Source organism: Streptomyces sp. 184 (assembly GCF_045781775.1).
In the GTDB taxonomy this organism is placed as follows: domain Bacteria; phylum Actinomycetota; class Actinomycetes; order Streptomycetales; family Streptomycetaceae; genus Streptomyces.
Genome location: NZ_CP123230.1, coordinates 7,184,107 through 7,205,133 on the forward strand (window position 1 = coordinate 7,184,107; position 21,027 = coordinate 7,205,133).

20 protein-coding genes are annotated in these 21,027 nt (G+C 72.4%); 4 read left to right on the forward strand and 16 right to left on the reverse strand.

The annotated features are described in order from the left end of the window. Window positions 1–20: 20 nt before the first annotated feature. The 12 genes from QBL21_RS30500 to QBL21_RS30555 are packed head-to-tail and all read right to left on the reverse strand — an operon-like array spanning window position 21 to window position 11,821. Window positions 21–653: a hypothetical protein gene (locus QBL21_RS30500; RefSeq protein ID WP_407565454.1), complete on the reverse strand. Its 633-nt coding sequence runs from the start codon at window positions 651–653 to the stop codon at window positions 21–23. Between the two features lie 17 nt (window positions 654–670). Then, entirely contained in the window at window positions 671–1,318 is a 648-nt protein-coding gene (locus tag QBL21_RS30505; protein WP_407565455.1) for a hypothetical protein, read from the reverse strand. Then, window positions 1,315–1,857 (reverse strand): hypothetical protein, encoded by a 543-nt coding sequence (locus QBL21_RS30510; RefSeq protein ID WP_407565456.1) that lies wholly within the window; start codon window positions 1,855–1,857, stop codon window positions 1,315–1,317. The genes QBL21_RS30505 and QBL21_RS30510 overlap by 4 nt, the downstream gene beginning before the upstream one ends. After that, window positions 1,854–3,119 (reverse strand): MCE family protein, encoded by a 1,266-nt coding sequence (locus QBL21_RS30515; RefSeq protein WP_407565457.1) that lies wholly within the window; start codon window positions 3,117–3,119, stop codon window positions 1,854–1,856. The genes QBL21_RS30510 and QBL21_RS30515 overlap by 4 nt, the downstream gene beginning before the upstream one ends. Then, window positions 3,116–4,507: an MlaD family protein gene (locus tag QBL21_RS30520; RefSeq protein WP_407565458.1), complete on the reverse strand. Its 1,392-nt coding sequence runs from the start codon at window positions 4,505–4,507 to the stop codon at window positions 3,116–3,118. The genes QBL21_RS30515 and QBL21_RS30520 overlap by 4 nt, the downstream gene beginning before the upstream one ends. Next, window positions 4,504–5,667: an MCE family protein gene (locus QBL21_RS30525; protein WP_407565459.1), complete on the reverse strand. Its 1,164-nt coding sequence runs from the start codon at window positions 5,665–5,667 to the stop codon at window positions 4,504–4,506. Before QBL21_RS30525 ends, QBL21_RS30520 begins: the two co-directional genes overlap by 4 nt. Next, entirely contained in the window at window positions 5,667–6,692 is a 1,026-nt protein-coding gene (locus tag QBL21_RS30530) for an MCE family protein (RefSeq protein ID WP_407565460.1), read from the reverse strand. The genes QBL21_RS30525 and QBL21_RS30530 overlap by 1 nt, the downstream gene beginning before the upstream one ends. After that, window positions 6,689–7,720 carry an MCE family protein gene (locus QBL21_RS30535; RefSeq protein ID WP_407565461.1) on the reverse strand — a complete coding sequence of 344 codons (1,032 nt, stop codon included), beginning with the start codon at window positions 7,718–7,720 and terminating at the stop codon, window positions 6,689–6,691. Before QBL21_RS30535 ends, QBL21_RS30530 begins: the two co-directional genes overlap by 4 nt. Continuing rightward, window positions 7,717–9,048: an MCE family protein gene (locus QBL21_RS30540; protein WP_407565462.1), complete on the reverse strand. Its 1,332-nt coding sequence runs from the start codon at window positions 9,046–9,048 to the stop codon at window positions 7,717–7,719. The genes QBL21_RS30535 and QBL21_RS30540 overlap by 4 nt, the downstream gene beginning before the upstream one ends. After that, a complete protein-coding gene (locus tag QBL21_RS30545; protein ID WP_407565463.1) occupies window positions 9,045–9,926 on the reverse strand; it encodes an MlaE family ABC transporter permease in 882 nt (293 codons plus the stop codon). The genes QBL21_RS30540 and QBL21_RS30545 overlap by 4 nt, the downstream gene beginning before the upstream one ends. A 3-nt stretch (window positions 9,927–9,929) precedes the next feature. Continuing rightward, the gene (locus QBL21_RS30550) at window positions 9,930–10,808 is read right to left on the reverse strand and encodes an MlaE family ABC transporter permease (RefSeq protein WP_407565464.1); all 879 of its coding nucleotides are present in this window, start codon (window positions 10,806–10,808) and stop codon (window positions 9,930–9,932) included. Next, complete coding sequence (locus tag QBL21_RS30555; protein WP_407565465.1) at window positions 10,805–11,821, reverse strand: ABC transporter ATP-binding protein; 1,017 nt, start codon at window positions 11,819–11,821, stop codon at window positions 10,805–10,807. The genes QBL21_RS30550 and QBL21_RS30555 overlap by 4 nt, the downstream gene beginning before the upstream one ends. 733 nt (window positions 11,822–12,554) lie before the next feature. Here QBL21_RS30555 and QBL21_RS30560 point away from each other — a divergent pair. After that, the gene (locus QBL21_RS30560) at window positions 12,555–13,145 is read left to right on the forward strand and encodes a hypothetical protein (protein ID WP_407566615.1); all 591 of its coding nucleotides are present in this window, start codon (window positions 12,555–12,557) and stop codon (window positions 13,143–13,145) included. A 62-nt stretch (window positions 13,146–13,207) separates the two neighbouring features. Here QBL21_RS30560 and QBL21_RS30565 read toward each other — a convergent pair whose 3' ends face one another. After that, window positions 13,208–14,758: a DUF6801 domain-containing protein gene (locus tag QBL21_RS30565; protein WP_407565466.1), complete on the reverse strand. Its 1,551-nt coding sequence runs from the start codon at window positions 14,756–14,758 to the stop codon at window positions 13,208–13,210. 101 nt (window positions 14,759–14,859) lie between these two features. Next, window positions 14,860–15,444, reverse strand: a complete 585-nt coding sequence (locus QBL21_RS30570) for a hypothetical protein (RefSeq protein WP_407565467.1) — start codon at window positions 15,442–15,444, stop codon at window positions 14,860–14,862. Between the two features lie 690 nt (window positions 15,445–16,134). On the opposite strand from QBL21_RS30570, the gene QBL21_RS30575 reads away from it, so the two are divergent. Together QBL21_RS30575 and QBL21_RS30580 are read left to right on the forward strand one after the other, a co-directional pair. Next, the gene (locus QBL21_RS30575) at window positions 16,135–17,346 is read left to right on the forward strand and encodes a helix-turn-helix domain-containing protein (protein ID WP_407565468.1); all 1,212 of its coding nucleotides are present in this window, start codon (window positions 16,135–16,137) and stop codon (window positions 17,344–17,346) included. Window positions 17,347–17,642: 296 nt separating this feature from the next. Beyond that, a complete protein-coding gene (locus QBL21_RS30580; RefSeq protein ID WP_407565469.1) occupies window positions 17,643–18,896 on the forward strand; it encodes a helix-turn-helix domain-containing protein in 1,254 nt (417 codons plus the stop codon). A gap of 71 nt (window positions 18,897–18,967) precedes the next feature. On the opposite strand, the gene QBL21_RS30585 is transcribed toward QBL21_RS30580, so the two are convergent. Next, on the reverse strand, window positions 18,968–19,432 hold the full coding sequence (locus QBL21_RS30585; protein WP_407565470.1) for an SCP2 sterol-binding domain-containing protein: 465 nt from the start codon (window positions 19,430–19,432) through the stop codon (window positions 18,968–18,970). 80 nt (window positions 19,433–19,512) lie between these two features. Between QBL21_RS30585 and QBL21_RS30590 the strand changes: the two genes are divergently transcribed. Further along, window positions 19,513–20,172 (forward strand): TetR/AcrR family transcriptional regulator, encoded by a 660-nt coding sequence (locus QBL21_RS30590; RefSeq protein WP_407565471.1) that lies wholly within the window; start codon window positions 19,513–19,515, stop codon window positions 20,170–20,172. Here QBL21_RS30590 and QBL21_RS30595 read toward each other — a convergent pair. Continuing rightward, a complete protein-coding gene (locus QBL21_RS30595) occupies window positions 20,155–21,021 on the reverse strand; it encodes a MaoC family dehydratase (RefSeq protein ID WP_407565472.1) in 867 nt (288 codons plus the stop codon). The genes QBL21_RS30590 and QBL21_RS30595 overlap by 18 nt on opposite strands. Window positions 21,022–21,027: the final 6 nt, after the last annotated feature.

Below are 21,027 nucleotides of genomic sequence, written 5' to 3' on the forward strand. Positions count from 1 at the left end.
GTGCGGTCCTCTCCGGAAGTTCACTGTCCGGCTTCGCCGGCGCGGCCCGGGTCCGAGCCCTGGTCCGGGCCCGAGTCCGAGCCCTGGTCGGCTCCTTGGCCGGAGCCGTCGCCCGAGCCCTCGCCCGCGTCGCCGCCCGCGGAGTCGCCCGCCGGCGCCTGGCCGAGCGCGCTGAGCTTCCAGCCGTCGCCGGTGCGGGTGACCTCGCCGAGCATCCGGCTCTCCTTGGCCTGCGGCTTCTCGCCGGGCGCGGCGACCGTGATGCGGACGGCGAGGAGCACGTCGGCCCGGCCGGTACGGTCGTCCAGCTCGGTCAGCGCCGCCGACAGCACTTCCGCCGTGGTCACGGTCTCCGCCTTGCGCACCTGTTCCTCGAACCCCTCGCGCCCCTTCTGGAGCTGGGCGAGGAGTTCGCCGGTGGCGGAGTCCTCCCAGCGGTCGAGGCCCTTGTCCAGCTCGCGGTGGTCGAGAGTGTTGAGGTTCGTCACGGCCTGCCGGGCGGCGGCCAGCGCGTCGTCCCGGGAGGCGGCGAAGTCCGCGGTGTCGTCGTTCGCGGCCGCGTACCAGGAGGTCCCCGCCCACGCCGCGAGCACCGCCGCCAGCGCCGCCGCCACGAGCGCCAGCGTCAGCAGGGGGTTCTTCCTCAGGCTCACGTCGGTCCGCCCTTTCGCTAGCGGGACTTCAGGTCGGTGATGCGCCAGTGCCCGTCCTGCCGCTCGGCGGTCACGGAGAGCTGCGCGCCGGCGCTCGTCGGGTCCTTGCCCTTGCGTTCGGTGATCTGGTCGAGCAGGACGAGGAGCGTGGCGTCGTCGCCGTCGAGCCGGACCACCCCGGCGCGTACGACGTGGGTGGTCAGCGTCAGCTCCTGGGAGACGACGCGCCGCTGGATCCGGCCGAAGAGCTGCCGGTACTGCTCGCGGGCCCGGCCGGCGAGGAGTTCGTCGGCGTCCCTGGCGGTGACGCCGGGGTCTTCGGGTGTGTACGAGAAGACCTTGCTGAGCGTGTTGCTGACGTCGCCGGTGACGGCGGCGGTGCCGGCGGCGTCGGTCAGCGCCCGGTTGGCCAGCGCGTCGTCGCCGTCCAGCCGGGCGGCCTGGACGAGGAGCCCGGTGCCGGCGAGGAGCAGCACGACCAGCGCCGCGACGCCGGCCGCCCGCCACCGCCGCCGGGCCGCGCCGGGTCCCGTACGGTCCGTACGCTCCCGACCCCCGGACTCCGCGGGCCCTTCCGGCTCCTGCGACTCCTTGTGCTCCTGGGGCTCCTCCGGCTCCGGCTCGCGCGCGGTGACCGCGGTCCCCGCCGTGCTGTCCCGGCTCATGTCCCGCTCCCCTCCACGGTGATCGCGGTGAGCGACGCGATCTTCCAGCCGTCCGCCGTACGCTCCAGCCCCGCCTCGAACCGCTTGCGGTCCGTACGCACCCCGTCCGCCCCGCCGCGCGTCTCCACCCGCAGCGTGGCCAGGGCCTTCGCTGTGCCCGCGCGCGTGTCCAGCTCGGTGACGGCGGCGTCGGTGACCGTGGCGCGGGCCGTGACGCCGGAGCGTTCGAAGGCGTCGGCGCTCGCGGCCTGCGACCGGCGCAGGTCCTCGTGCAGCGGCCCGGTGGTGGCGTCCAGCCAGCGCGCCAGGCCCGCCTCGGGGTCGGCTCCGTCGATGCTGTTGAGCGTCCCGACGTGCTCCTGGCTCGCCGCGAGCACGCGGTCGCGCTCGCGGCCGAAGTCCAGGTCGTCGCGGGTCGCGGCGGCGGCGTAGCGCCAGGCGGAGAACCCGGCGAAGGCCAGGACCAGCGCGACGACGAGCGCGGCGGCGAGCGTCCGCGGGTGCGGCGCGGTCCGGGCGTACGGGCGTTGCGGGCTCATCGCGCCTCCTGAAGGCCGAGCAGCCCGGCCATGTCGGTGGGCCCGTCCCCGACCGCGGGGAGGCCGAGCGCGCCGGGCAGGGTGCCGGGCGCGGCGCGGGTGCCCGGCCGGTCGTCGGCCAGGCCCGATCCGGGCTCGGCGGGCTTCGGCACCGCGCCGCCGCCCGGGGAGTGCGCGGAGCCGCGGACGCCGGAGCCGCTGGACGCCGGGGCGGTGCAGCGGGCGGCGGTGTTGAACCCCGCCGGGCTGGTCTTGAGCCCGTTGCGGTACGTCGTGGATCCGTACCCCTGGGTGCAGGGCAGCGGGTCGAAGAAGCTGAGGGCGAGGCCGAAGCGCGCCCCGTCGGGGGTGATGGCGGTGGAGCCGGCGGCGGCCACCTGCGGCAGTTGGACGAGCAGTTGCTCCAGGCCGTCCTGCCGGGTGACCGCGATCTCCGAGGTGGTCAGGAGGTTCGCGAGCAGCACGCTCAGGCTCGGGTCGAGGTCGCGCAGCAGCCCGGTGATCTGGGTCGCGGCACCCGGGCCGGCCTCGACGACGCGGCGCAGGTCGCCGTCGGAGCGCTCCAGTTGCGCGGTCAGCTCCTCGGCGCCGTCCGCGAACTCCTTCAGCGCCTCGCCGGACTCGTTCTGCGTGCGCAGCACCGTCTCGCCGTCGATCATGAGCTGGGTGCTGTAAGGGAGCGCCCGGTCGGCGGCGCGGACGAACTCGCTGCCGGTGTCCAGCAGCCGCCGCAGGTTCTCGCCCTGGCCGGCGAAGGCGTCGCCGAGTTCGTCCACGACGGTGCGCAGCTCGGCGGTGTCGACGGAGGTGGCGAAGGAGTCGACGCTGGTGAGGAGGTTGGTGACGGGTTCGGGCGTCGCGGTGTGCTGGCGGCCGACGACCGCGCCGTCCGCGAGGTACGGGCCGGAGTCGCCGGCGGGCTTGAGGTCGATGTACTGCTCGCCGACGGCGGAGTAGTTGGCGACGACGGCGGTCAGGTCGGTGGGGATCGGGGGCGCCGACTCGCGGATGTGGAGTTCGGCCTCGACACCCGTGTCGGTCAGCTCGATCGGCCCGACGCGCCCGACCGACACCCCGCGGTAGGTGACCTCCGCATGGGTGAACAGCCCGCCGGTCTCCGCGAGTTCGACGCGCACGGTGTAGTGGTCGCGCATGCCGACGTAGCGTCCGAGGTCGGCGTAGCGCACGCCCACGTACCCGATGACGAGGACCGCGACGACGGCGAAGACGATGTTCTTGACGATGACGGACCGGGTGATCACCGGCTCTCACCCCCGGGCGACCTGCTGCCGGACGCCGGCGACTCCGGCTCCGTGGCGGGCGGGCTGCCGGACGACGAATCCGGCGGCGTGCCGGAGCCGTTCGACGGGTCGCCGCCGCCGGGCGTCGCGGATCCCGGGTCCGGCGATCCGGTGTCGCCGGGTGCCGGGTCGTCCGGGTCCGGGGACGAGGTCCCGGCTCCGGGCGACGTGGGCGGCACGGACGGCAGCGGCAGGGACAGGGCCGAGCCGGCGGGGGCGCCGCCCGGGTCGGCGGAGTGGGGCATGGGGTCCTCGGTGAGCGGCGGGATGATCTGCGTACCGGAGGGTGCGGTCACCGCGAGGTAGATGTTGAGGTAGTCGCCCTTGACGCCGTTGAGCACCTCGTCGGTGAAGGGGTAGGTGAACAGCACCTCCAGCGAGGCCGGCAGCGCCTGCCCGGCGTCGGCGAGGTTCTTCAGCACCGGGCCGAGGGCCTTGAGGTCGGCGATCATGTCCTCTTTGCTGGCGTCGATGGTCTGCACGGCGACGTCGGAGAGCCCGTCCAGCTCGCGCAGCATGGTGACCAGCGCGCCGCGCTGTTCCTCCAGCACCTTCATGCCGGGGCTGAGGTCTTCGAGCACGGTGCCGATCGCGGTCTTGCGGGTGGCGAGGGTGGCGGAGAGCCGGTTGACGCTGTCGAGGGCGTCGGTGATGCCGTCCTTGTTGTCGTCGAGGCTGGTCATCAGGGTGTCGACGCGCTTGAGCATGGAGCGGACCTGCGGCTCGTTGCCGTCGAGCGCGTCGTTCAGCTCCCGGCTGATGGTGCGCAACTGCTCGATGCCGCCGCCGTTGAGGAGCATCGACAGGGCGCCGAAGACCTCCTCGACCTCGGGGTTGCGGTTGGTGCGCGCCAGCGGGATGTCGGCCTTCGTGTCGTCGGGGAGCACGGCCGTGGTCGCGTCGCCGGGGGCGGTGCCGAGCGCGCCCGCCGGCTGCGCGTCGACCTGCTTCTTCTCGGGCGGCGCGATCAGTTGGACGTACTTCTCGCCCAGCAGGCTCGACTGCTCGATACGGGCGTACGCGCCCTGCGGCAGCCGCACGTCCCCGTTGACCTTCATCGTGACCATGGCAGTCCAGCCGTCGTCGGCCACCTCGATGTCGGTGACCCGGCCGACGGCCACGTCGTTGACCCGTACCGCGGACTGCGGCACGAGGCTCAGCACGTCCTCGAACTCGGCGGTGACCTCGTACGGGTGGTCGCCGAGGTCGGCGCCGCCGGGCAGCGGCAGATCCTGGATGCCGGTGAACTCGACGTCGGCGTTCTCGTAGACCCGCATCACCACCAGCGGCGAGGCGAGGACGAGCGCCGCGGCGACGAGCCCGACGACCGGCTTGACGTGCCATCTCATCGCGCGCCTCCCTGCTCCGGCGTGCCGTAGACGTCGCCGACGGCGGGCAGCGGCAGCCCGGGCAGCTCCGCGCGCCGCTCCGCGGGCGCCGGCACCAGCCCCTCGGTGCCGGTGCCGGGGTTCGCGGCCCCGGCGTCCGGGGTGCCGCCCATGCTCAGCTCGTTGAGGTTGCCGCGGCCGTCGATGGTGCGCTTGCCGGGGTTGTAGGCGCGCAGCAGGTTGTCCGTGGCCAGCGGCGCGGTGTCCAGCGCCTCGGCGAGCGAGGCCCGGTTGTCCACGAGGGTGCGGGTGAGGGAGGCGAGCTTGCCGACGTTGTCCTTGATCCGGCCGCGGTTGTCCTCGATGAAGCCCTGCACCCGGCCGAGGGCCGTGCCGAGTTCCTTCAGCGCGGCGGCCAGTTCGTCCTTGTCCTCGGCGAGGAAGGTGCCGACGTCGGCGAGCTGCTGCTCGGCGTCGCGCACCTGCTTGTCGTTGCGCTTGAGCATCGAGGTGAAGCCCTGGAGGTTCTCGATGGTGGCGAAGAGCTCGTCGCTGCGGCCGGAGAGCGTCTGGGTGGCGTCGCCGAACTGGTCGATGCTGTCGCCGATCTCCTTGCCGTTGCCGTCCAAATTGCGGGCGCCGGTGCCGATCAGGTCGCTCAGCTCGCCGGCGGCGTTGGCGCCGTCGGGGCCGAGGGCGTCGCTCAGCTCGGTGAGGGAGGCGTACAGCTCGTCGATCTCCACGGGGGTGGCGGTGCGTTCGACGGGGATCTCGTCGCCGTCGGCCAGCTCGGGCCCGCCGGAGTAGGCGGGGCTGAGCTGCACGTAGCGGCCGGAGACCACGCTCGGCGCGATGACCGCCGCCTGCGCGTTCGCGGGCGCCTTGACGTCGTGGTCGAGGGTCAGCTCGACGCGCACCCGGTCGCCCGCGGGCTCGACGGAGTCCACGGTGCCGACCTTGACGCCCAGGATCCTCAAGTCCGAGCCGCCGTAGAGGCCGACTCCGGAGTCGAAGTAGGCGGTGACCGCCTTGCCTTCGGGGCCCGTGAGTGCCCGTACGCCCCAGGTGCCCGCGGCCGCCAGCAGCGCCGCGGTCACCACCAGCGCGAGCGCCCTGCGGCCCCGCAGCCGGCCCGCGGCGGCGCGTATCCGCCCGGCCGCGCCCGTTCCCGGCCGTCGCATCAGCGGCCCCCCTTCGGCTTGGGCGGCTTGCACCCGGCGTCCGGCACGACGTCCGGCGCGTAGTCCTTGGGCACCAGCCCGCACAGGTAGCTGTCGAACCAGCGCCCGTTGCCGAGGGTGTTGCCGACCAGCCGGTAGTACGGGCCGGCCGTGGCCAGCGCCTTGTCGAGGTTCTTCTCGTTGTCCTGAAGGACGCCGGTGATCCGGTCGAGGGCGTCGAGCGTCGGGCCGAGCTGCTTCTCGTTGTCCTCCACCAGCCCGTCCAGCTCCTTCGCCAGGTCGCGGGTGCCGGTGAAGAGGGCGTGGATCGCGTCGCGCCGGGCGCGTACCTCGGCGAGCAGGTCGTTGCCGTCCTTCAGCAGCGTCTCGAACGTGTCGTTCTGGTTCTCCAGCGTCTTGGTGATCTGGTTGCTGCCGGTCAGCAGCCGGGCCAGCTCGGCGTCCCGGGAGGAGATCGTCTTCGAAAGGTCGGCCAGGCCGGTCGCCGCCTTGCGCACGTTGGGCGGGGTGTCCTCGAACGTCTCGGACAGCACCCGGAAGCTCTCGGAGAGCGCGTCGGTGTCCAGTTCGCCGACGGTGGACGACAGGTCCTGGAACGCCTGCGTGACGTCGTACGGGGACGTGGTGCGGCTGACCGGGATCGGCTGGTCGGCGTCCTGCCGGGCGTCGCCCAGCGGGTCCACGGCCAGGTACTTCTCGCCGAGCAGCGTCTCGATGGCGATGGCGGCGGTGGTCCGGTTGCCGATCCAGGCGTCGCGCACCGTGAAGTCGACCGCGACCCGGGCCCCGTCGAGCCCGACGTCGTCCACCTCGCCGACCTTCACGCCCGCGACCCGCACCTCGTCGCCGGCGCGCAGCCCGGCGGCCTCGGAGAAGTGGGCCGTGTAGGTGGTGCCGCCGCCGACGCCGGGCAGCGCGTCGGCGCGGTACGCCGCGAGCCCGCCCAGGGCGAGGACCAGCAGTCCCACCAGCGCCACCGCGACGGGATTGCGTTCGCGTACGGGTTTCAGGCCGGGCAGTCTCATCGCTCGCACCTCGGCTGGGTCACGGAGATCCCGGTCGGCGGATCGCTGCCGTCGTACGTGCTCACGCCGGCGACCTTCGCCTCGCAGAGATAGAGGTTGAACCAGGAGCCGTACGAGGCCAGCCGCCCCAGCGTGCCCATCTTGACCGGCGTCTGCTCCAGGAAGTCGGCGACCAGCGGGGCGTTGTCGGCCAGCCGGTCCGAGACCCGGCCGAGCTGGCGGATGTCCTCCTTCAGCGGGGCGCGGCCGTCGCGGACGAGGCCGGCGGTGCTGGTCGTCAGGTCGCCCATGGCGTCCACGGCGCGGAAGAGCGGCTTGCGGTCGTCGGAGAAGCCGGAGACGAGTTCCTGGAGGGTGACGAGCAGGTCGTTGAAGTCCTGTTCGCGGGTGTTGACGGTCTCCACCACCTCGGTGAGGTTGTCGATGACCTCGCCGATCACCTTGTCCTTCGCGGCCAGGGTGGTGGTCAGCGAGGCGACCGTCTCGACGAGGCTGTCGACCGTCCCGCCCTGGCCCTGGAGCACCTGGACGATCTCCTGCGCGAGCTTGTTGGTGTCCTCGGGCGACAGCCCCTGGAAGAGCGGCTGGAAGCCGTTGAAGAGCTGGGTGAGGTCGAGCGCGGGCCGGGTGCGCGCCAGCGGGATGGTGCCGCCGGGGGCGAGCGACGCGCCGACCGGCCCCTCGCCCTGCTCCAGATCGATGTAGCGCTGGCCGACCATGTTGAGGTACTTGACCGAGGCGTTGACGGAGGCGGGCAGCTCCCGTCCCTCCCGTACGGTGAACTCCACCCGCGCGTGCCGCCGTCCGCTCAGCTCGATCGACTCGACCTCGCCGACCTTCACGCCCGCCACCCGCACGCTGTCGCCCTCGACGAGGCCGGTGACGTCGGTGAAGCGGGCGCTGTAGCCGTCGGTGGGGCCGACGCCGGTGTTGGCGACCGAGAAGGCGAGCGCGGTGGTGGCGAGCGCGGTGACCACGATGAAGACGAGCGACTTGACCAGGGGTCCCGCGAGGCTGCTTCTGTTCACTTCAGCCGCACCTCCGTGCCGCGGAAGACGGGGCCGGCGAGCACGCTGGACCAGTCGGGCAGGTCGGCGGGCGCGCTCTTCGTGCCGGCCGCGAGGAGTTCGTTGACGAGCTGGTTCTCCGCCGGGGAGTTGGGCAGGCCGAGGGCGTCGTCGTCGGTGGTGAGCGTCTTCGCGGACTGCGGCCTGCCCGCCGCGGCGCCGCTCCGTGCGGGCGCGCCGGTGTACGGGACGCCGTAGCACCGCGGGCCGCCGCCGGCGTCGAAGCGCGGGGTGTCCCGGCCGGGCACGTACTTGCCGCGTTCGGGCAGCACCTCGACGTCGACGTGCAGGCCGGGCCGGTCGGTGCCCTTGCCGAGCGCCTTGTCCATGACGGGCACGAAGTCGGCGAGCGTACGCAGCGTGCAGGGGAACGACGGCGAGTACTCGGCGATCTTCTCCACCGTGGGCCGCCCCTCGGCGGACAGCCGGATGATGTTCTCCCGGTTCTGCTCCAGGAAGGTGTCGAGATCCTGCGAGGTGGTCGTCACCGTGCCGTAGAGGGCGCTGAGGTCCTTGGCCTTCTCGGCGATGGTGCCGCTGGTGGTCGTCGCGTCCTGGAGCGCGTTGATCAGCTCGGGGGCGGTGTCCGCGTAGAGGTGGCCGAACTCGACCAGTTCGCGGATGTCCCGGTTGAGCGTCGGCAGGTGCGGGTTGAGTTCCTTCAGGTGGGCGTCCAGCTCGACGAGGGTGTCGCCGAGCTTCTCGCCGCGGCCGTCGAGCGCGTCGGACATCGCGGTGAGGGTGGCGGACAGCTTGGCCGGCTTCACGGCGGTGAGCAGCGGCAGCACGTTGTCGAGGACCTGCTCCAGCTCGATGGCGTTCTCGCTGCGGTCCTGCGGGATGACGCTGCCCGCCGCCAGCGTCCCGGCCGCCGGCGCGGCCCCGGCCTCCTGCCCGCCGCCGGGCCCGTCCTCCTCCCCGCCCATGTCCCCGGACGGGACCAGGGAGACGAACCGCTCGCCGAACAGCGTGGTGGGCAGCATCCGGGCGGAGACGTCCGCGGGGATGCGGTCCAGTTGCCCGGGCTTGAGGGCGAGCGTCAGCCGGGCGGTCCGCCCGCCGTCGGCCGCGGAGATCTCCCGCACCTCGCCGACGACGACGCCGCGCATCTTCACCTCGGCGTACGGGTGCATCTCGTTGCCGACGCTGCCGGTCTCGACCGTGACGGTCGCGGTCTCGGTGAACTCCTTGTTGTAGACGGCCACCGACAGCCACACCAGCAGCGCCATCACCAGCAGGAACACCAGCCCTGCGGCCCTGCGGCCCGTCGTCTCCAGCGCGCCGCTCATCCGGACACCTTCACCGTGGTCGTGGTGCCCCAGATCGCCAGGCTGAGGAAGAAGTCGGTGACGGCGATGAGCACGATCGCGGTACGCACCGAGCGCCCCACGGCGACGCCGACGCCGGCGGGGCCGCCGGTGGCGCGGAAGCCGTAGTAGCAGTGCGCGAGGATCACCATCACGCTGAAGATCAGCACTTTCATGAACGACAGGAGCACGTCGGTCGGGGACAGGAAGAGGTTGAAGTAGTGGTCGTACGTGCCCGCGGCCTGCCCGTTGTAGAGGACCGTCACGGCGCGCGAGGCGAGGTAGGAGCTGAGCAGCCCGATCCCGTAGAGCGGGATGATCGCCACGACCCCGGCGATGATGCGCGTGGTGACGAGGTACGGCATGGAGCGCACGCCCATGCCCTCCAGCGCGTCCACCTCCTCGTTGATCCGCATCGCGCCGAGCTGGGCGGTGAAGCCGGCGCCGACCGTGGCGGACAGCGCGAGGCCGGCGACGAGCGGGGCGATCTCGCGGGTGTTGAAGTACGCGGAGACGAAGCCGGTGAAGGCGGCGGTGCCGATCTGGTTGAGGGCCGCGTAGCCCTGGAGGCCGACGACCGTGCCGGTGAACAGGGTCATCGCGAACATCACGCCGATGGTGCCGCCGATGACGCCGAGGCCGCCGCTGCCGAAGGCGACCTCGGCCAGCAGCCGCTGCACCTCCTTGAGGTAGCGGCGGGCGGCGCGCGGGGTCCACAGCAGGGCGCGTACGTAGAAGATGAGCTGGTCGCCGGCCTGGTCGAGCCAGGAGAGCCCGCGGTCCAGGATTCTGCCGGGGCGCAGGCGCCGGGGGGCCGGGTCGTGCTCCCCCGCCGTGTCGTCCTTCTGGGCCAAGGCCATCGCTCAGCCTCCCTTCGGGGGGACGACCTGGAGGTAGATCGACGTCAGGATCGTGTTGACGAAGAACAGCAGCAGGAAGGTGATGACGACGGACTGGTTGACCGCGTCGCCCACGCCCTTCGGGCCGCCGCGGGGGTTGAGGCCGCGGTAGGCGGCGACGATGCCGGCGATGAACCCGAAGATCAGCGCCTTGATCTCGCTGATGTAGAGGTCGGGAAGCTGTGCGAGGGCGGAGAAGCTGGAGAGGTACGCGCCGGGGGTGCCGCCCTGGAGGATGACGTTGAAGAAGTAGCCGCCGAGGGTGCCGACGACCGAGACCAGGCCGTTGAGGAGGACCGCGACGCCCATCGTGGCCAGCACCCGGGGCACCACGAGCCGCTGGACGGGCGAGACGCCCATGACCTCCATCGCGTCCAGCTCCTCGCGGATCTTCCGGGAGCCGAGGTCGGCGCAGATCGCCGAGCCGCCGGCGCCGGAGATCAGCAGCGCCACGATGAGCGGCGACGCCTGCTGGATGACCGCCAGGACGCTGGCGCCGCCGGTGAAGGACTGCGCGCCGAACTGCTGGGTGAGCGAGCCGACCTGGAGGGCGATCACGGCGCCGAAGGGGATCGACACCAGGGCCGCGGGCAGGATCGTCACGCTGGCGATGAACCAGAACTGCTCGACGAACTCGCGGAACTGGAACGGCCTCTTGAACGCCAGCCGGGCGACCGACAGCGCCAGCGCGAAGAGCTTGCCCGTCTCGCGCAGCGCACCCGCGCCGGGCACGGACCAGGCCGGGCGCACCGGCTCCGGCGGCGCGGCGGGCTCGGGCGGCTCGCCGGGATCCGGGTCCGGCGGGTCCGGCGGGTGCGGTGGGGGCGGCAGGGTCGCGGTCATGGCCGCTCCCGCGGGGGCGCGGGCATGGTCAGCGTCTGCGCGTGCGCGACCGAGGACCCGATGCCCGCGACGATGGCCTGGCGTGCGGCGGACGGCAGTTGGGCCAGCATGCCGAGGACCCGCTCGCGGTGCCGGTCCACCGCCTGCCGGGGCGGCATCCCGGGCGACGGTTCGAGCTGCGGCACGATCTCGCGCGGACCCGTACCCGAGGCGGCGGCGTCGAAGCCCTCGGCGGCCAGGGTCGCCGCGTCCTTCTCCTCCGACATGCCGATGGGGCCGAGCCGGCTGCCGCTGAGGAACTGCGAGACGACCGGCTCCTCGCTGGTGAGCAGCACCTCGCGGGGCCCGAAGGTGACGAGGTTGCGGCGGAAGAGCATCCCGATGTTGTCGGGGACGGTGGAGGCGATGTCGATGTTGTGCGTGACGATCAGCATCGTCGCGTCGATCTGCGCGTTGACGTCGATGAGCAGTTGCGAGATGAACGCCGTACGCACCGGGTCCAGACCGGAGTCCGGCTCGTCGCACAGCACGATCTCCGGGTCGAGGACGAGCGCGCGGGCCAGCCCGGCCCGCTTGCGCATGCCGCCGGATATCTCGCCCGGGAGCTTGCCCTCCGCGCCGCCGAGGCCGACCAGGTCCATCCGCTCCATGACGATGCGGCGGATCTCGGACTCCTTCTTGCGCGTGTGCTCGCGCAGGGGGAAGGCGACGTTGTCGAAGAGGCTCATCGAGCCGAAGAGCGCGCCGTCCTGGAACATCAGCCCGAACTTCTTGCGGGCCTCGAAGACGTCGCGCTCGCGGCTGTTGACCATGTCGACGCCGTCGACCAGCACGTGCCCCCGCTCGGGCTTGAGCAGGCCGATGAGCGACTTCAGGAACACGGTCTTGCCGGTGCCGGACGGCCCCAGCATCACGCTGACCTCGCCGGCGGGCAGCGTCAGCGTCACGTCGCGCCAGATGTTCTGGCGGCCGAAGGACTTCGTCAGGCCGTCGACGACCACTTCGATTCCCATCACAGCCCCCTGGCGGGTGCGCGGCGGCGGCCGTGTACACCCCGGCCGGTCCCGTCAACTCCGGTGCGGGCACAGCACAGCACAGCCGGCGTCCGCGGGCGCCGGTCGCAGGCGACGACTGGCATCCGTTGACAATCCCGGGGGGCGGCCTTGTCTCCGAGTGAGCAAGGAGCGGCGGGACGGGCCCGGCTGCTGCGCGACGCGTGTTCTGCCGTGCACATGCGTGCATCACTCCATGAGGGGTCCCGCAGCAGCCGGTGCGGCCTCTGCGCCTACGAGATCCGCGCTGCGGCGGACACGACTTCTGCGGTGCGGCCTTGCTGGGGGACGGGCTGCACAAGCACCTGCGGGGAGAGACGCTACGCACGGGTAACCGGCGAATCAATAGCCGTGGCAGGGAAAGTACCCGCCTCCTTACCAGCCGGTATTTTCTTGTCGTCGGCTGAGCAATCGGGCCCGCCGCTTTATCACCGGATGACAAACGCGCCCGTTGCGCCCGCCGACACTCACCCGGCAACACATCACCCGGCCTGGATTCTCACCGGATGACAATGAGTCCGGCAATTCCGAGATCTCCGCACCGGGCTCATTGCCAGCCTTATTACTGGCGCGTAGCATTCCCACGCCGACAGTCGGCAGTAACCAACCCGGGCTCCCCCAAACGACATTGAGGAGATTCTCGATGGCCAGACGGTTGACTCTATCGAGAGGGCAGCGGAATCTGAGCCGCGCGGTGCTGGCGCTGCTCGCGGCGGCGGGCTTCACCGTCGCCACCTCGGGCACGGCGAACGCCGCGCCCGTCCGGCTCGACTATCCGCTGACCGGCACGACGCACCTCGCGGGCACCGACTCGGACCTCGAACTGGGCCCGGGCAAGCTGGAGACCACCGTGGACCTGTCCACCGGTGCGCTCAGCGCCAACACCAAGCTCCCGCCGGCCACCGGCTCCTTCAAGACGCTCGATCTGATCCCGGCGACGGCGACCACCGAGTTCATCGAGACCGAGCCCACCGCCGGCACCATCGACAACGCGACCGGCGAGGTCAACACGGTCTCGAAGCTCACGCTGCGGATCACCGAACTCAAGGTCGCCGGGCTGCCCATCTGGGTCGGCAGCCGCTGCCAGACCGAGGTGCCCGCCGAGATAGCCCTCAAGTCGGAGCCGGGATTCAACGCGTTCCGCGGCGGCACGCTCAGCGGCACGTACACGATTCCCGACTTCGAGCACTGCCTGCTCGCCACCCCCGTGATCAACGCGATCATCCCGAGCGAGGGGAACACCATCAGCCTGAAACTCGGTGCCGCGCAGGCGCCGACGGGCTGACGCCCGGCCACGACGGCCCGCCCGGATTCCTTCGCGGAAGGAACCCGGGCGGGTCTCGTGTTTCAGCCGTGGGCGGGCAGTTCGGGGACCGCCGGCGTACACGGCATCGTGCACAGCGGCGACTGCTTCAGTTCTACGTAGTTTCCAGGGCCCGACAGGGCCGAGGTGAAGACGGGGTCCAGATCCTCCCCGCCGGTGCCGCAGCCGGTGAAAGGCGGCACCGTGACGAGGCTTCTCAGCGTGCCTCCAGTGAAGACCCGGTATTCCGGGTACATGCCTTTCAGTACGACGTCGAGGGGTTCGCTCGTACGGCAGTCGTCGCCCACGTCGAGCGGCACCCCGTTCACCTTCACGTCGTACACCCTGAGCGCCTGGTAGAAGCCCGCCGTGGTCTTGTTGGTGTCGATCGAGGAGCCCTGCTCTGTGACGATGGTCATGGGCTCGTTCGTGAACTCGACCTTCCCCGTGACGGGCATGAAGCCGAAGGTGAGGAACGTCGCCTCGGTATCGGGCAGGGTGAACTCGGCGACGTTCCGGGTGCCGTTGTAGAAGTTTCCGGGCGAGATAATCATCTGCTTGTTCAGCAGCACGCGAACGCTGTCGAGCGTGGGGGCGTTCGGATCGTTGGCGATGAGCGCGCCGTCCAGCTTTTTGGAGTTCACGATGCCGGCCGCGGCGGTGCAGGTGTAGACGCCCGGCAGGGTGAGGAGCGTCGTGCCGGGCGGAGGCTCGATCAGCCGGTCCGGGTCCAGCTCCGCGGTCGGCGGCTGGCCCGGGGGACACGGCGTGACCGCGCCTGTCTCGGCGGGGTCTTCCCCGGGCGCCGCTTCCGCGTCGGGGCCCGCGCCGCCGGGCCGCCCGCCCGCGTCACCGGGGGTGCCCTGCCCGTCGCCGCCGTTGCCGCCGCCGTCCTCGCCGCCCGGGGTGCCCGCGCCGTCCGGGCCGGCGACCGTCGCCAGGGTGGCGTCCTGGCCGTCCGCGAGGACGCAGGTGAGGGTCGTCGCGGCCGGGTCTGCCGGGTCGGTGGGATCGCCGGTGCCGCCCGTGCCGCCCGTGCTGTCCGGCGGGGACGCGGGATCGGCGGGCGGCGGGGAGGTGTCGTCCGGCGCCGGCGGGGTCACCTGGAGTTCCAGCGTCAACGAGCCCAGGGTGAAGACCACATCGCCGGAGCCGCCGGCCGTCGCCGACGACATCCCGCCGGAGAACGACACGGTGGCCGTGCCGTCGGCCGCCACCTCCGCGGGCTCCGCGGTCGCTCCCGCCCACGGGTAGTCGGCGGACTCCTGCCCCTGGGCCACGCTCATGGCGACCGCCGCGGAGCCGGCGACGGTCGCGCCCTCGTCGGCCGGCAGCCCGTCCAGCAGGCCGCCGCCCAGCGTCGCCGACATCGTCAGGTCGCCGGGGCGGATGGCCTCTCCGGAGCGTACGGACGCCGGGAAGGAGCCCGTGAACTCGACCGGGAGGTCGGCGGCCGCGCCACCGGCCGGCTCGCACACGTAGCCGACGGAGACCGTGACGGTCCCCTCCTGCGCCGCCGAGCCGGCGGCCGGGAGCAGCCCGGCGACGAGTGCACCGGCAGCGATCACGGTGAGCCGCCCGGTACGTGGACTCATCGGACTCCTTCTGACGTGGAGGGGAACGCCGTGGGCCCGGGGCGGCGGCCGACCGGGAACTCCGGTCGGCCGCTGCCCCGGGCCGGCAGGCCGGACGGGCGTCAGTCCTGCGTGATGTTCTGGGCCGGCGAGACGTCGTAGTTGCCGGTGAACGCGGCGTGGTCGCCGTTGTTGATGATGCCGAGGCAGTTCGCGTTGTGGGCGGTGAGGTTGCCGTCCTGGATCACGAGCTGGTCGGTCCCGTTGTCGTAGTACCCGGTGACCGTCCCCGGGGCCGTGGGCCCGGAGGGTCCGGCGAAGGTCGCCGTGCAGATGCCGTCCGGGTCGGCGATCTTCGCGACGATCCCGGAGATCGACCCCAGCACCCGGTTGGAGTTGTTGGGGTCGACGCCCGTGACGTTCAGCTTCCAGGGAAGTGCGCTCGACGTGTCGACCGTGAACAGGATGCCGGCCACGGAGCAGTTCGTGAACGTCAGGTTGTCGATGTCGCCGATACCGGCGCCGTCGAGCCCCGACCCGCTCTTCAGCGTGCCGACCGCGTCCGAGTCGCTGCACGTGAGAACGGCGTTGGGCACGGCGAGCTGCGTGTTGCCCGAGTGGGCGGTGAACGGCCCTCCCGGAGCGACCGTCCAGGTCGCCTGCGCGGTCGCGGAGGCGGAGCTGACGGTGAAGCCGGCAGCGGCCACGACGGCTGTTGCTGCGACTGCGGCGCTTCTCGTGAGTCTTCGCACTGCGATTCCCCTCGTGAGTTGAAGTGACGGTTCTGCGCCGCTGTGCCATCCGCCTCCCGGGAGCGGACGGCGCGCGGCAAATCGAAACCGTGGAGCGATCCGGCCCGGCTTGCGGACCACAAAGGATGCCCCGACCAGCGCCTTGCAGATGGGTACGCTACGCACGAGTAACAAGTGAACGCAATACCTCGGCTCGGGAATCGGGGAACTTTGTTACGGCAGCGTATTTTCTTGTCAGCTACGCAGCATCGGGCCACCGGAGTTTGTCGCCGAGTGCGCAATCGCGGCCGTTCCCCTCCCGCCCGGCCGCCCCGCCCCGCATGCTGGTGCGCGGCACGTGTGCGCCGCCGACCGGTCCCGCCCCGCCGAGCGCCGCGCCCCCGGGCCGACCGCCTCCCGCACCCCGCGCAGGCCGCGCCGATCCCGGACGCCGTCCCGCCGGCAGCCCGCTGACCAGCGCCGTCCGGCGACCCCGGCCGCGCGCGTGGCACGGCACCGCCCCAACGCCCCGTCGCTACGCCCGCGTTCCACCGCCCTGCCGCACCGCCCCGACGCGCCACTTGTCGCACCACCCCGTCTCACGCACCGCCCGCAACGGAGCCCGGCCGACCGGCGCTCCGCCCCGGGGTGGGAGGAGTCATGCAGATGCCAGACGCAGGACCCGCCGCCGGACTCGTCGAGCCGCCCGAGCCGCTGCCGCCCGAGTTCGCCGCGATCATGCGACCGGAACTGCCGAGCCTTGTCGAGGAAATCTCGCAGGAGATCAGGAGAGCCATCCCGGAATACGACCAGTTGTTGGTCGGCCCGTACGGCGAGGTATTGCAGCAGGGCGTCGAACAGAATCTCTCCACATTCGTCGAGCAGGTGGCGAACCCGAAATCTTCGACGTCCCGCAGGGACGACATGTGCAGAAGGCTGGGCCGGTTCGAGGCGTACGAGGGCCGCAGCTTCCAGTACCTGCGCTCGGCGCTGCGCATCGGCGCGCGGGTGGCGCTGCGCCGCGCCAAGTCGGTGGGCGCCCGCTACAACATGTCCCCCACGCTGATGGCGATGTTCGCGGACGCCGTCTTCGCCCACGTCGACTCGATCGAGGAGCTGTGCCGCGAGGGCTATCTGGAGGCGCAGTCGGGGCCCGAGGACGCCGAGGCGCGCCGGCGGCGGCTGCTGCGGCTGCTGCTCGCCGGCGGCACGCCGCCCCTGGCCCACCCCGCGGTCACCGAACTCGCCGAGGGCGTCGGCTGGCCGCTGCCGGAGGTGGCGACGCCCGTGGCGGTGGCCGCGGACCGCCGCCCGGACCCGGCGTCGCTCCCGCCCGACGTGCTGGTCGAACTCTCCGACCCGCAGCCGCACCTGCTCGTCCCTGGGCGCCTGACCGAGCAGCGCAGGACCGTGCTCGACGCGGCGCTGGCCGGCTGCCGGGCCGCCATCGGCGTGACGGTGCCGCTCGGCAGGTCCGCGGACTCGCTGCGCTGGGCCCGGCAGGCGCTCGCGCACGCGGAGACCGGCATCGTCCGCGACGGGCCGGTGTTCGCCTGCGACGACCATCTGGTGACCCTGTGGCTCATGGCCGACCCGCCGCTCGCCGAGGAGCTGGCACGCCGCCAGTTGGCACCGCTCGCCGGCCACACGCCGGTCCGCCGGGACCGGCTGGTCGACACGTTGCGGGTCTGGCTGACGACCCGCGGCACGGCGGCGCGGATGGCGCGGCTGCTGCACGTGCACCCGCAGACGGTGCGCTACCGGCTGCGCAGCCTCCACCAGCTCTTCGGCGCGCAACTGGACGACCACGACGAGCGGTTCGCGGTGGAGGTCGCGGTACGGACGCTGCACCTGCGGCAGCGGGCCGACGACTCCTGAGCGCCGCGCGAGCCGCCCGGGGCGGGGCCGGGGAACTATCACCGCCGTACAAAAGATGCGTACAAGCGCTTGCCGGGTGAGTAGTGCCGCATCCACTCTGTGTGGGCTACAACGTTGTTTCCGGTTACGAGACACGCCACGCGCAACACCGCGGTCACCGGCGCGCTCCCGGGCGCCCGCGGATCTTCATCCGAACAGTGAGCCGCCGGCACCACCCGTACCGGAGGGCATCTGACTTGCACACCCCCCACCGGGTCGGTGTCCTCTGCCTCGCCGGCGGCGTGAGGGGTAGACGTATGCCGTCCGAAGTGCAGGCGATCGCACTGGCCGAGCCGCCCGAGCCGCTGCCGCGGGAGCTGGCCGCGCTGATCCGGCCCGAGTTACCGAGCCTCTACCGGGAGATCGTCGCGGCCATCCGCCGCGCGGTGCCCGAGTACGGGCTCCAGCAGGGCGACGCGTACGACCGCGCCCTCAGGCTCGGCGTCCGCCAGTCGCTGAACACCTTCACCGACCGCGTCGCGACGCCCCGCAAACGGGCCGTCAACCTCGCCGAGGTGCACCGAAGACTCGGCCGGTACGAGGCGCAGGAGGGCCGCAGCCTCGACGCCCTCCAGTCGGCGTACCGCATCGGCGGCCGGCTGGCGTGGCGGCGCGCGATGGTCGTCGGCGAGCGCAACCACCTCGCCTCGCCCGTCATGAACGCCTTCGCCGACGCGCTCTTCGCCTACATCGACGAGCTGTCGGAGCTGGCCCGCGAGGGCTACCTCCAGGCGGAGGCCGACTCGGCGGAGCGGCAAAAGAGCCTGCGCCGGCGGCTGCTGCGGACGCTGGTCGCCGAGCCGCCGGTGCCGCGCGACACGATCGAGGACATCGCCGCGCAGGCCCGCTGGCACCTGCCGGACGAGGTGACGCCGGCCGCGTTGATGCCCGCGGAGCGGCTCTCGTCGCTGACCGCGCTCCCCGACGACATCCTGGCGGACACGGCGGGCGCGCACCCGTACCTGCTCATCCCCGGCCCGTTCGACGAGGAGCGCCGGGAGGCGCTGAACGTCGCGCTGGGCCCCGTGGGCGTGGCCGTGGGCCTGACCGTGCCGCTGCACAAGACCGCGGACTCGCTGCGCTGGGCGCGGCAGGCCCTCGACATGGTCGAGTCGGGCGCGATCCGGGCGCCTTCGCCGGTACGTGTCGAGGACCACCTGCTCACGCTGTGGCTGCTGACCGACCCCGCCCTCGTGGAGCAGATGGCCGGCCGCCAGCTCCAGCCGCTGGCCGCCGTGTCGACCGGCCGGCGCGAACGGCTGGTGGAGACGCTGCGGATCTGGCTGACCACGCGCGGCACGGCGGGGCGTATCGCCGAGCAACTGCACGTCCACCCGCAGACCGTGCGCTACCGGATGCGGTCGCTCGGGCAGCACTTCGGCTCGCAACTGTCCGAGCCCGACCGGCGGTTCGCGCTGGAGGCGACGCTGCGCGCGCTGTGGCTGCGCGACCAGGCGGACCTGCCGTCGACCGGCCCGATCACGGGACGTACGACCAAACCGCCGGGCTGACGGCGGGCCGGGCCGGGGCACGCCGGGCAGGGCGCCGGGCCGGGACGGGCGGGCGACGGGGGTCGCCGCGCTCAGTCGGCCTTGGGGATGTCGAACATGCTCGTCAGCTTGAGCGCGAGCGCCACGTCGCCGGTGACCTTCAGCTTCCGCGTCATGAACAGCTTGACGGGCCCGGCGTTGCCGGAGGTGACCTTCAGGAACTCCTCGTCGCCCATCTCCAGCGTCACGCGCGGCTGGGCGTCGCCCCGCCCCTCCCGCACCGAGCAGGCGCCGCCCGCGACAAAGACCTCGTACACCACCTCGGTCACGCCCTCGATCTTCCACCGGATGACCGCCTCCAGCTCCCCGGCCTTCTCCGGCTGGAACTGCTGCGCCATCCGCCCGAAGACCTCCCCGACGACCCTGGCGCGCAGCGCCTCGTCCCGGGCCAGCTCCTCGATCTCCCGCGACGAGAGCCCTCTGACGATGCGCGCGTACTCCTCGGGAGACACCGCGGCGAGGTTCAGGTCCCGAAGACCCGACGTGTCGTCGGCCATCTGCACACCCCATCTTTCTTACCAAGCAGTAGACTTACTGACTAGTTAAATATAGGAGTCGGCAGAGTACGCTCGCAACTGTGACCGAAAAGCGCAGGCAGCGGCTCCCCCGCCAGGTGCGGGAGCAGCAGATCATCGACGTGGCCGTACGGGTCTTCTCCAAGCGCGGCTACCACGCTGCCTCCGTGGACGAGATCGCTGAGCTGGCCGGCATCTCCAAGCCGATGGTCTACCTCTATCTGGAGTCCAAGGAAGGGCTCTTCGTCGCCTGCCTGCGGCGCGAGGCGGAGCGGCTGGTGGCCGCGTTCCAGGGGGCGGCCGAGGGGGTGCTCACACCGGAGCTGCGGCTGCGCGCGGGGCTGCGGGCGTTCTTCTCGTTCGTCTCCGAGCACCGCGACGGCTGGGTCGTACTGCACCGGCACGCCGCCGAGTTGAGCGCGGCCATCGCCGCGGAGTCGGCGCAGGCCAGGCGGGCGGTGATGGCGGAGGTCACCGCGCTGGTGCGGACGGGGATCGAGGAGAACGGCGGGCCGGCCCTCCTGGGGGACGAGGACGCCGAGTTCGTCGCGCACGCCATCGTGGGCGCGGCGGACGCGCTGACCGACTGGATGGCGGAGCACCCCGCCGAGTCCCCGGAGGGCATGACGCGCCGGCTGATGAACATGATCTGGGTGGGCATGCGCAACGTGCTCGGCGGCGAGACGTGGACGCCGCCGGACCCGTCAGCCGGCGAGGGGTGAGACGGCGCCGCGCAGATGCTCGCGGACGCCGTCCGCGCCGCGTACGTCGAACGCCCAGCCGCCGCCCGCCCGTGCAGCCTGTTCCGCCGCTTCTAGCCGTTCCGCCCGGAAGCCGACCTCCGCCGGCAGCAGCACCGGCGCGCGGAACGACACGTCCACCGCGTACGCCTCGGGCAGCTCGTCCGCCAGCCCCGCCAGGCAGCGCGCCTTGGTCCACATCCCGTGCGCGATCGCGCGCCGGAAGCCGAACGGCCGGGCGGCCAGCGGGTGCAGGTGGATGGGGTTGCGGTCGCCGGAGGCGGCGGCGTACGAACGGCCCAGCGAGCCCGGCAGGTGCCAGCTCTCCCGCCGCGCCGCGACCGTGGGCCCGGGCGGCCCGGGGTCCTCTGCGGTCGGCTGCGCGGTGCCGGGGCCGCGGCTCAGGTACGTGCTCGTGGAGCGCCACACCGTCTCGCCGCCGAGCCGCGCGTGGGCGGCGACCGTGAACACGGTGCCCTTGGGGTGCGACTGCGCCGGTCCCGTCGCGACGACGTACGTCAGCCGCTCGCCGGCGCCGACGGGGCGCAGGTGCTCGACGCGGTTGGCGAGGTGGACCAGGCCGAGCAGCGGGAAGGGGAAGTCGCGGGCGGCCATGAGGGACATGGCGAGCGGAAAGGCCACGACGTGCGGGTACGTGGCCGGGAGCCGCCCGTCGTCGGGGAAACCGCAGACGGCGGCGTAGCGGCGCAGGCGCGCGGCGTCGGGGCGTACGCCCGGCAGGACGAGGCGCCGTTCGTACGCCGCCCTCCCCCGCCGCTTCGGCACCACGGCCCGCGCGTACAGCGGCAGCAGCCGCGGCGCCCTGCTCAACTCCCG

What these genes read in the sequence shown, in the direction of transcription:
- QBL21_RS30505 (WP_407565455.1), bottom strand. Translation starts at nt 1,318, where the DNA reads ATGAGCCGGGACAGCACGGCGGGGACCGCGGTCACCGCGCGCGAGCCG.
- QBL21_RS30510 (WP_407565456.1), bottom strand. Translation starts at nt 1,857, where the DNA reads ATGAGCCCGCAACGCCCGTACGCCCGGACCGCGCCGCACCCGCGGACG.
- QBL21_RS30520 (WP_407565458.1), bottom strand. Translation starts at nt 4,507, where the DNA reads ATGAGATGGCACGTCAAGCCGGTCGTCGGGCTCGTCGCCGCGGCGCTC.
- QBL21_RS30525 (WP_407565459.1), bottom strand. Translation starts at nt 5,667, where the DNA reads ATGCGACGGCCGGGAACGGGCGCGGCCGGGCGGATACGCGCCGCCGCG.
- QBL21_RS30530 (WP_407565460.1), bottom strand. Translation starts at nt 6,692, where the DNA reads ATGAGACTGCCCGGCCTGAAACCCGTACGCGAACGCAATCCCGTCGCG.
- QBL21_RS30540 (WP_407565462.1), bottom strand. Translation starts at nt 9,048, where the DNA reads ATGAGCGGCGCGCTGGAGACGACGGGCCGCAGGGCCGCAGGGCTGGTG.
- QBL21_RS30545 (WP_407565463.1), bottom strand. Translation starts at nt 9,926, where the DNA reads ATGGCCTTGGCCCAGAAGGACGACACGGCGGGGGAGCACGACCCGGCC.
- QBL21_RS30550 (WP_407565464.1), bottom strand. Translation starts at nt 10,808, where the DNA reads ATGACCGCGACCCTGCCGCCCCCACCGCACCCGCCGGACCCGCCGGAC.
- QBL21_RS30555 (WP_407565465.1), bottom strand. Translation starts at nt 11,821, where the DNA reads ATGGGAATCGAAGTGGTCGTCGACGGCCTGACGAAGTCCTTCGGCCGC.
- QBL21_RS30565 (WP_407565466.1), bottom strand. Translation starts at nt 14,758, where the DNA reads ATGAGTCCACGTACCGGGCGGCTCACCGTGATCGCTGCCGGTGCACTC.
- QBL21_RS30575 (WP_407565468.1), top strand. Translation starts at nt 16,135, where the DNA reads ATGCCAGACGCAGGACCCGCCGCCGGACTCGTCGAGCCGCCCGAGCCG.
- QBL21_RS30580 (WP_407565469.1), top strand. Translation starts at nt 17,643, where the DNA reads ATGCCGTCCGAAGTGCAGGCGATCGCACTGGCCGAGCCGCCCGAGCCG.
- QBL21_RS30585 (WP_407565470.1), bottom strand. Translation starts at nt 19,432, where the DNA reads ATGGCCGACGACACGTCGGGTCTTCGGGACCTGAACCTCGCCGCGGTG.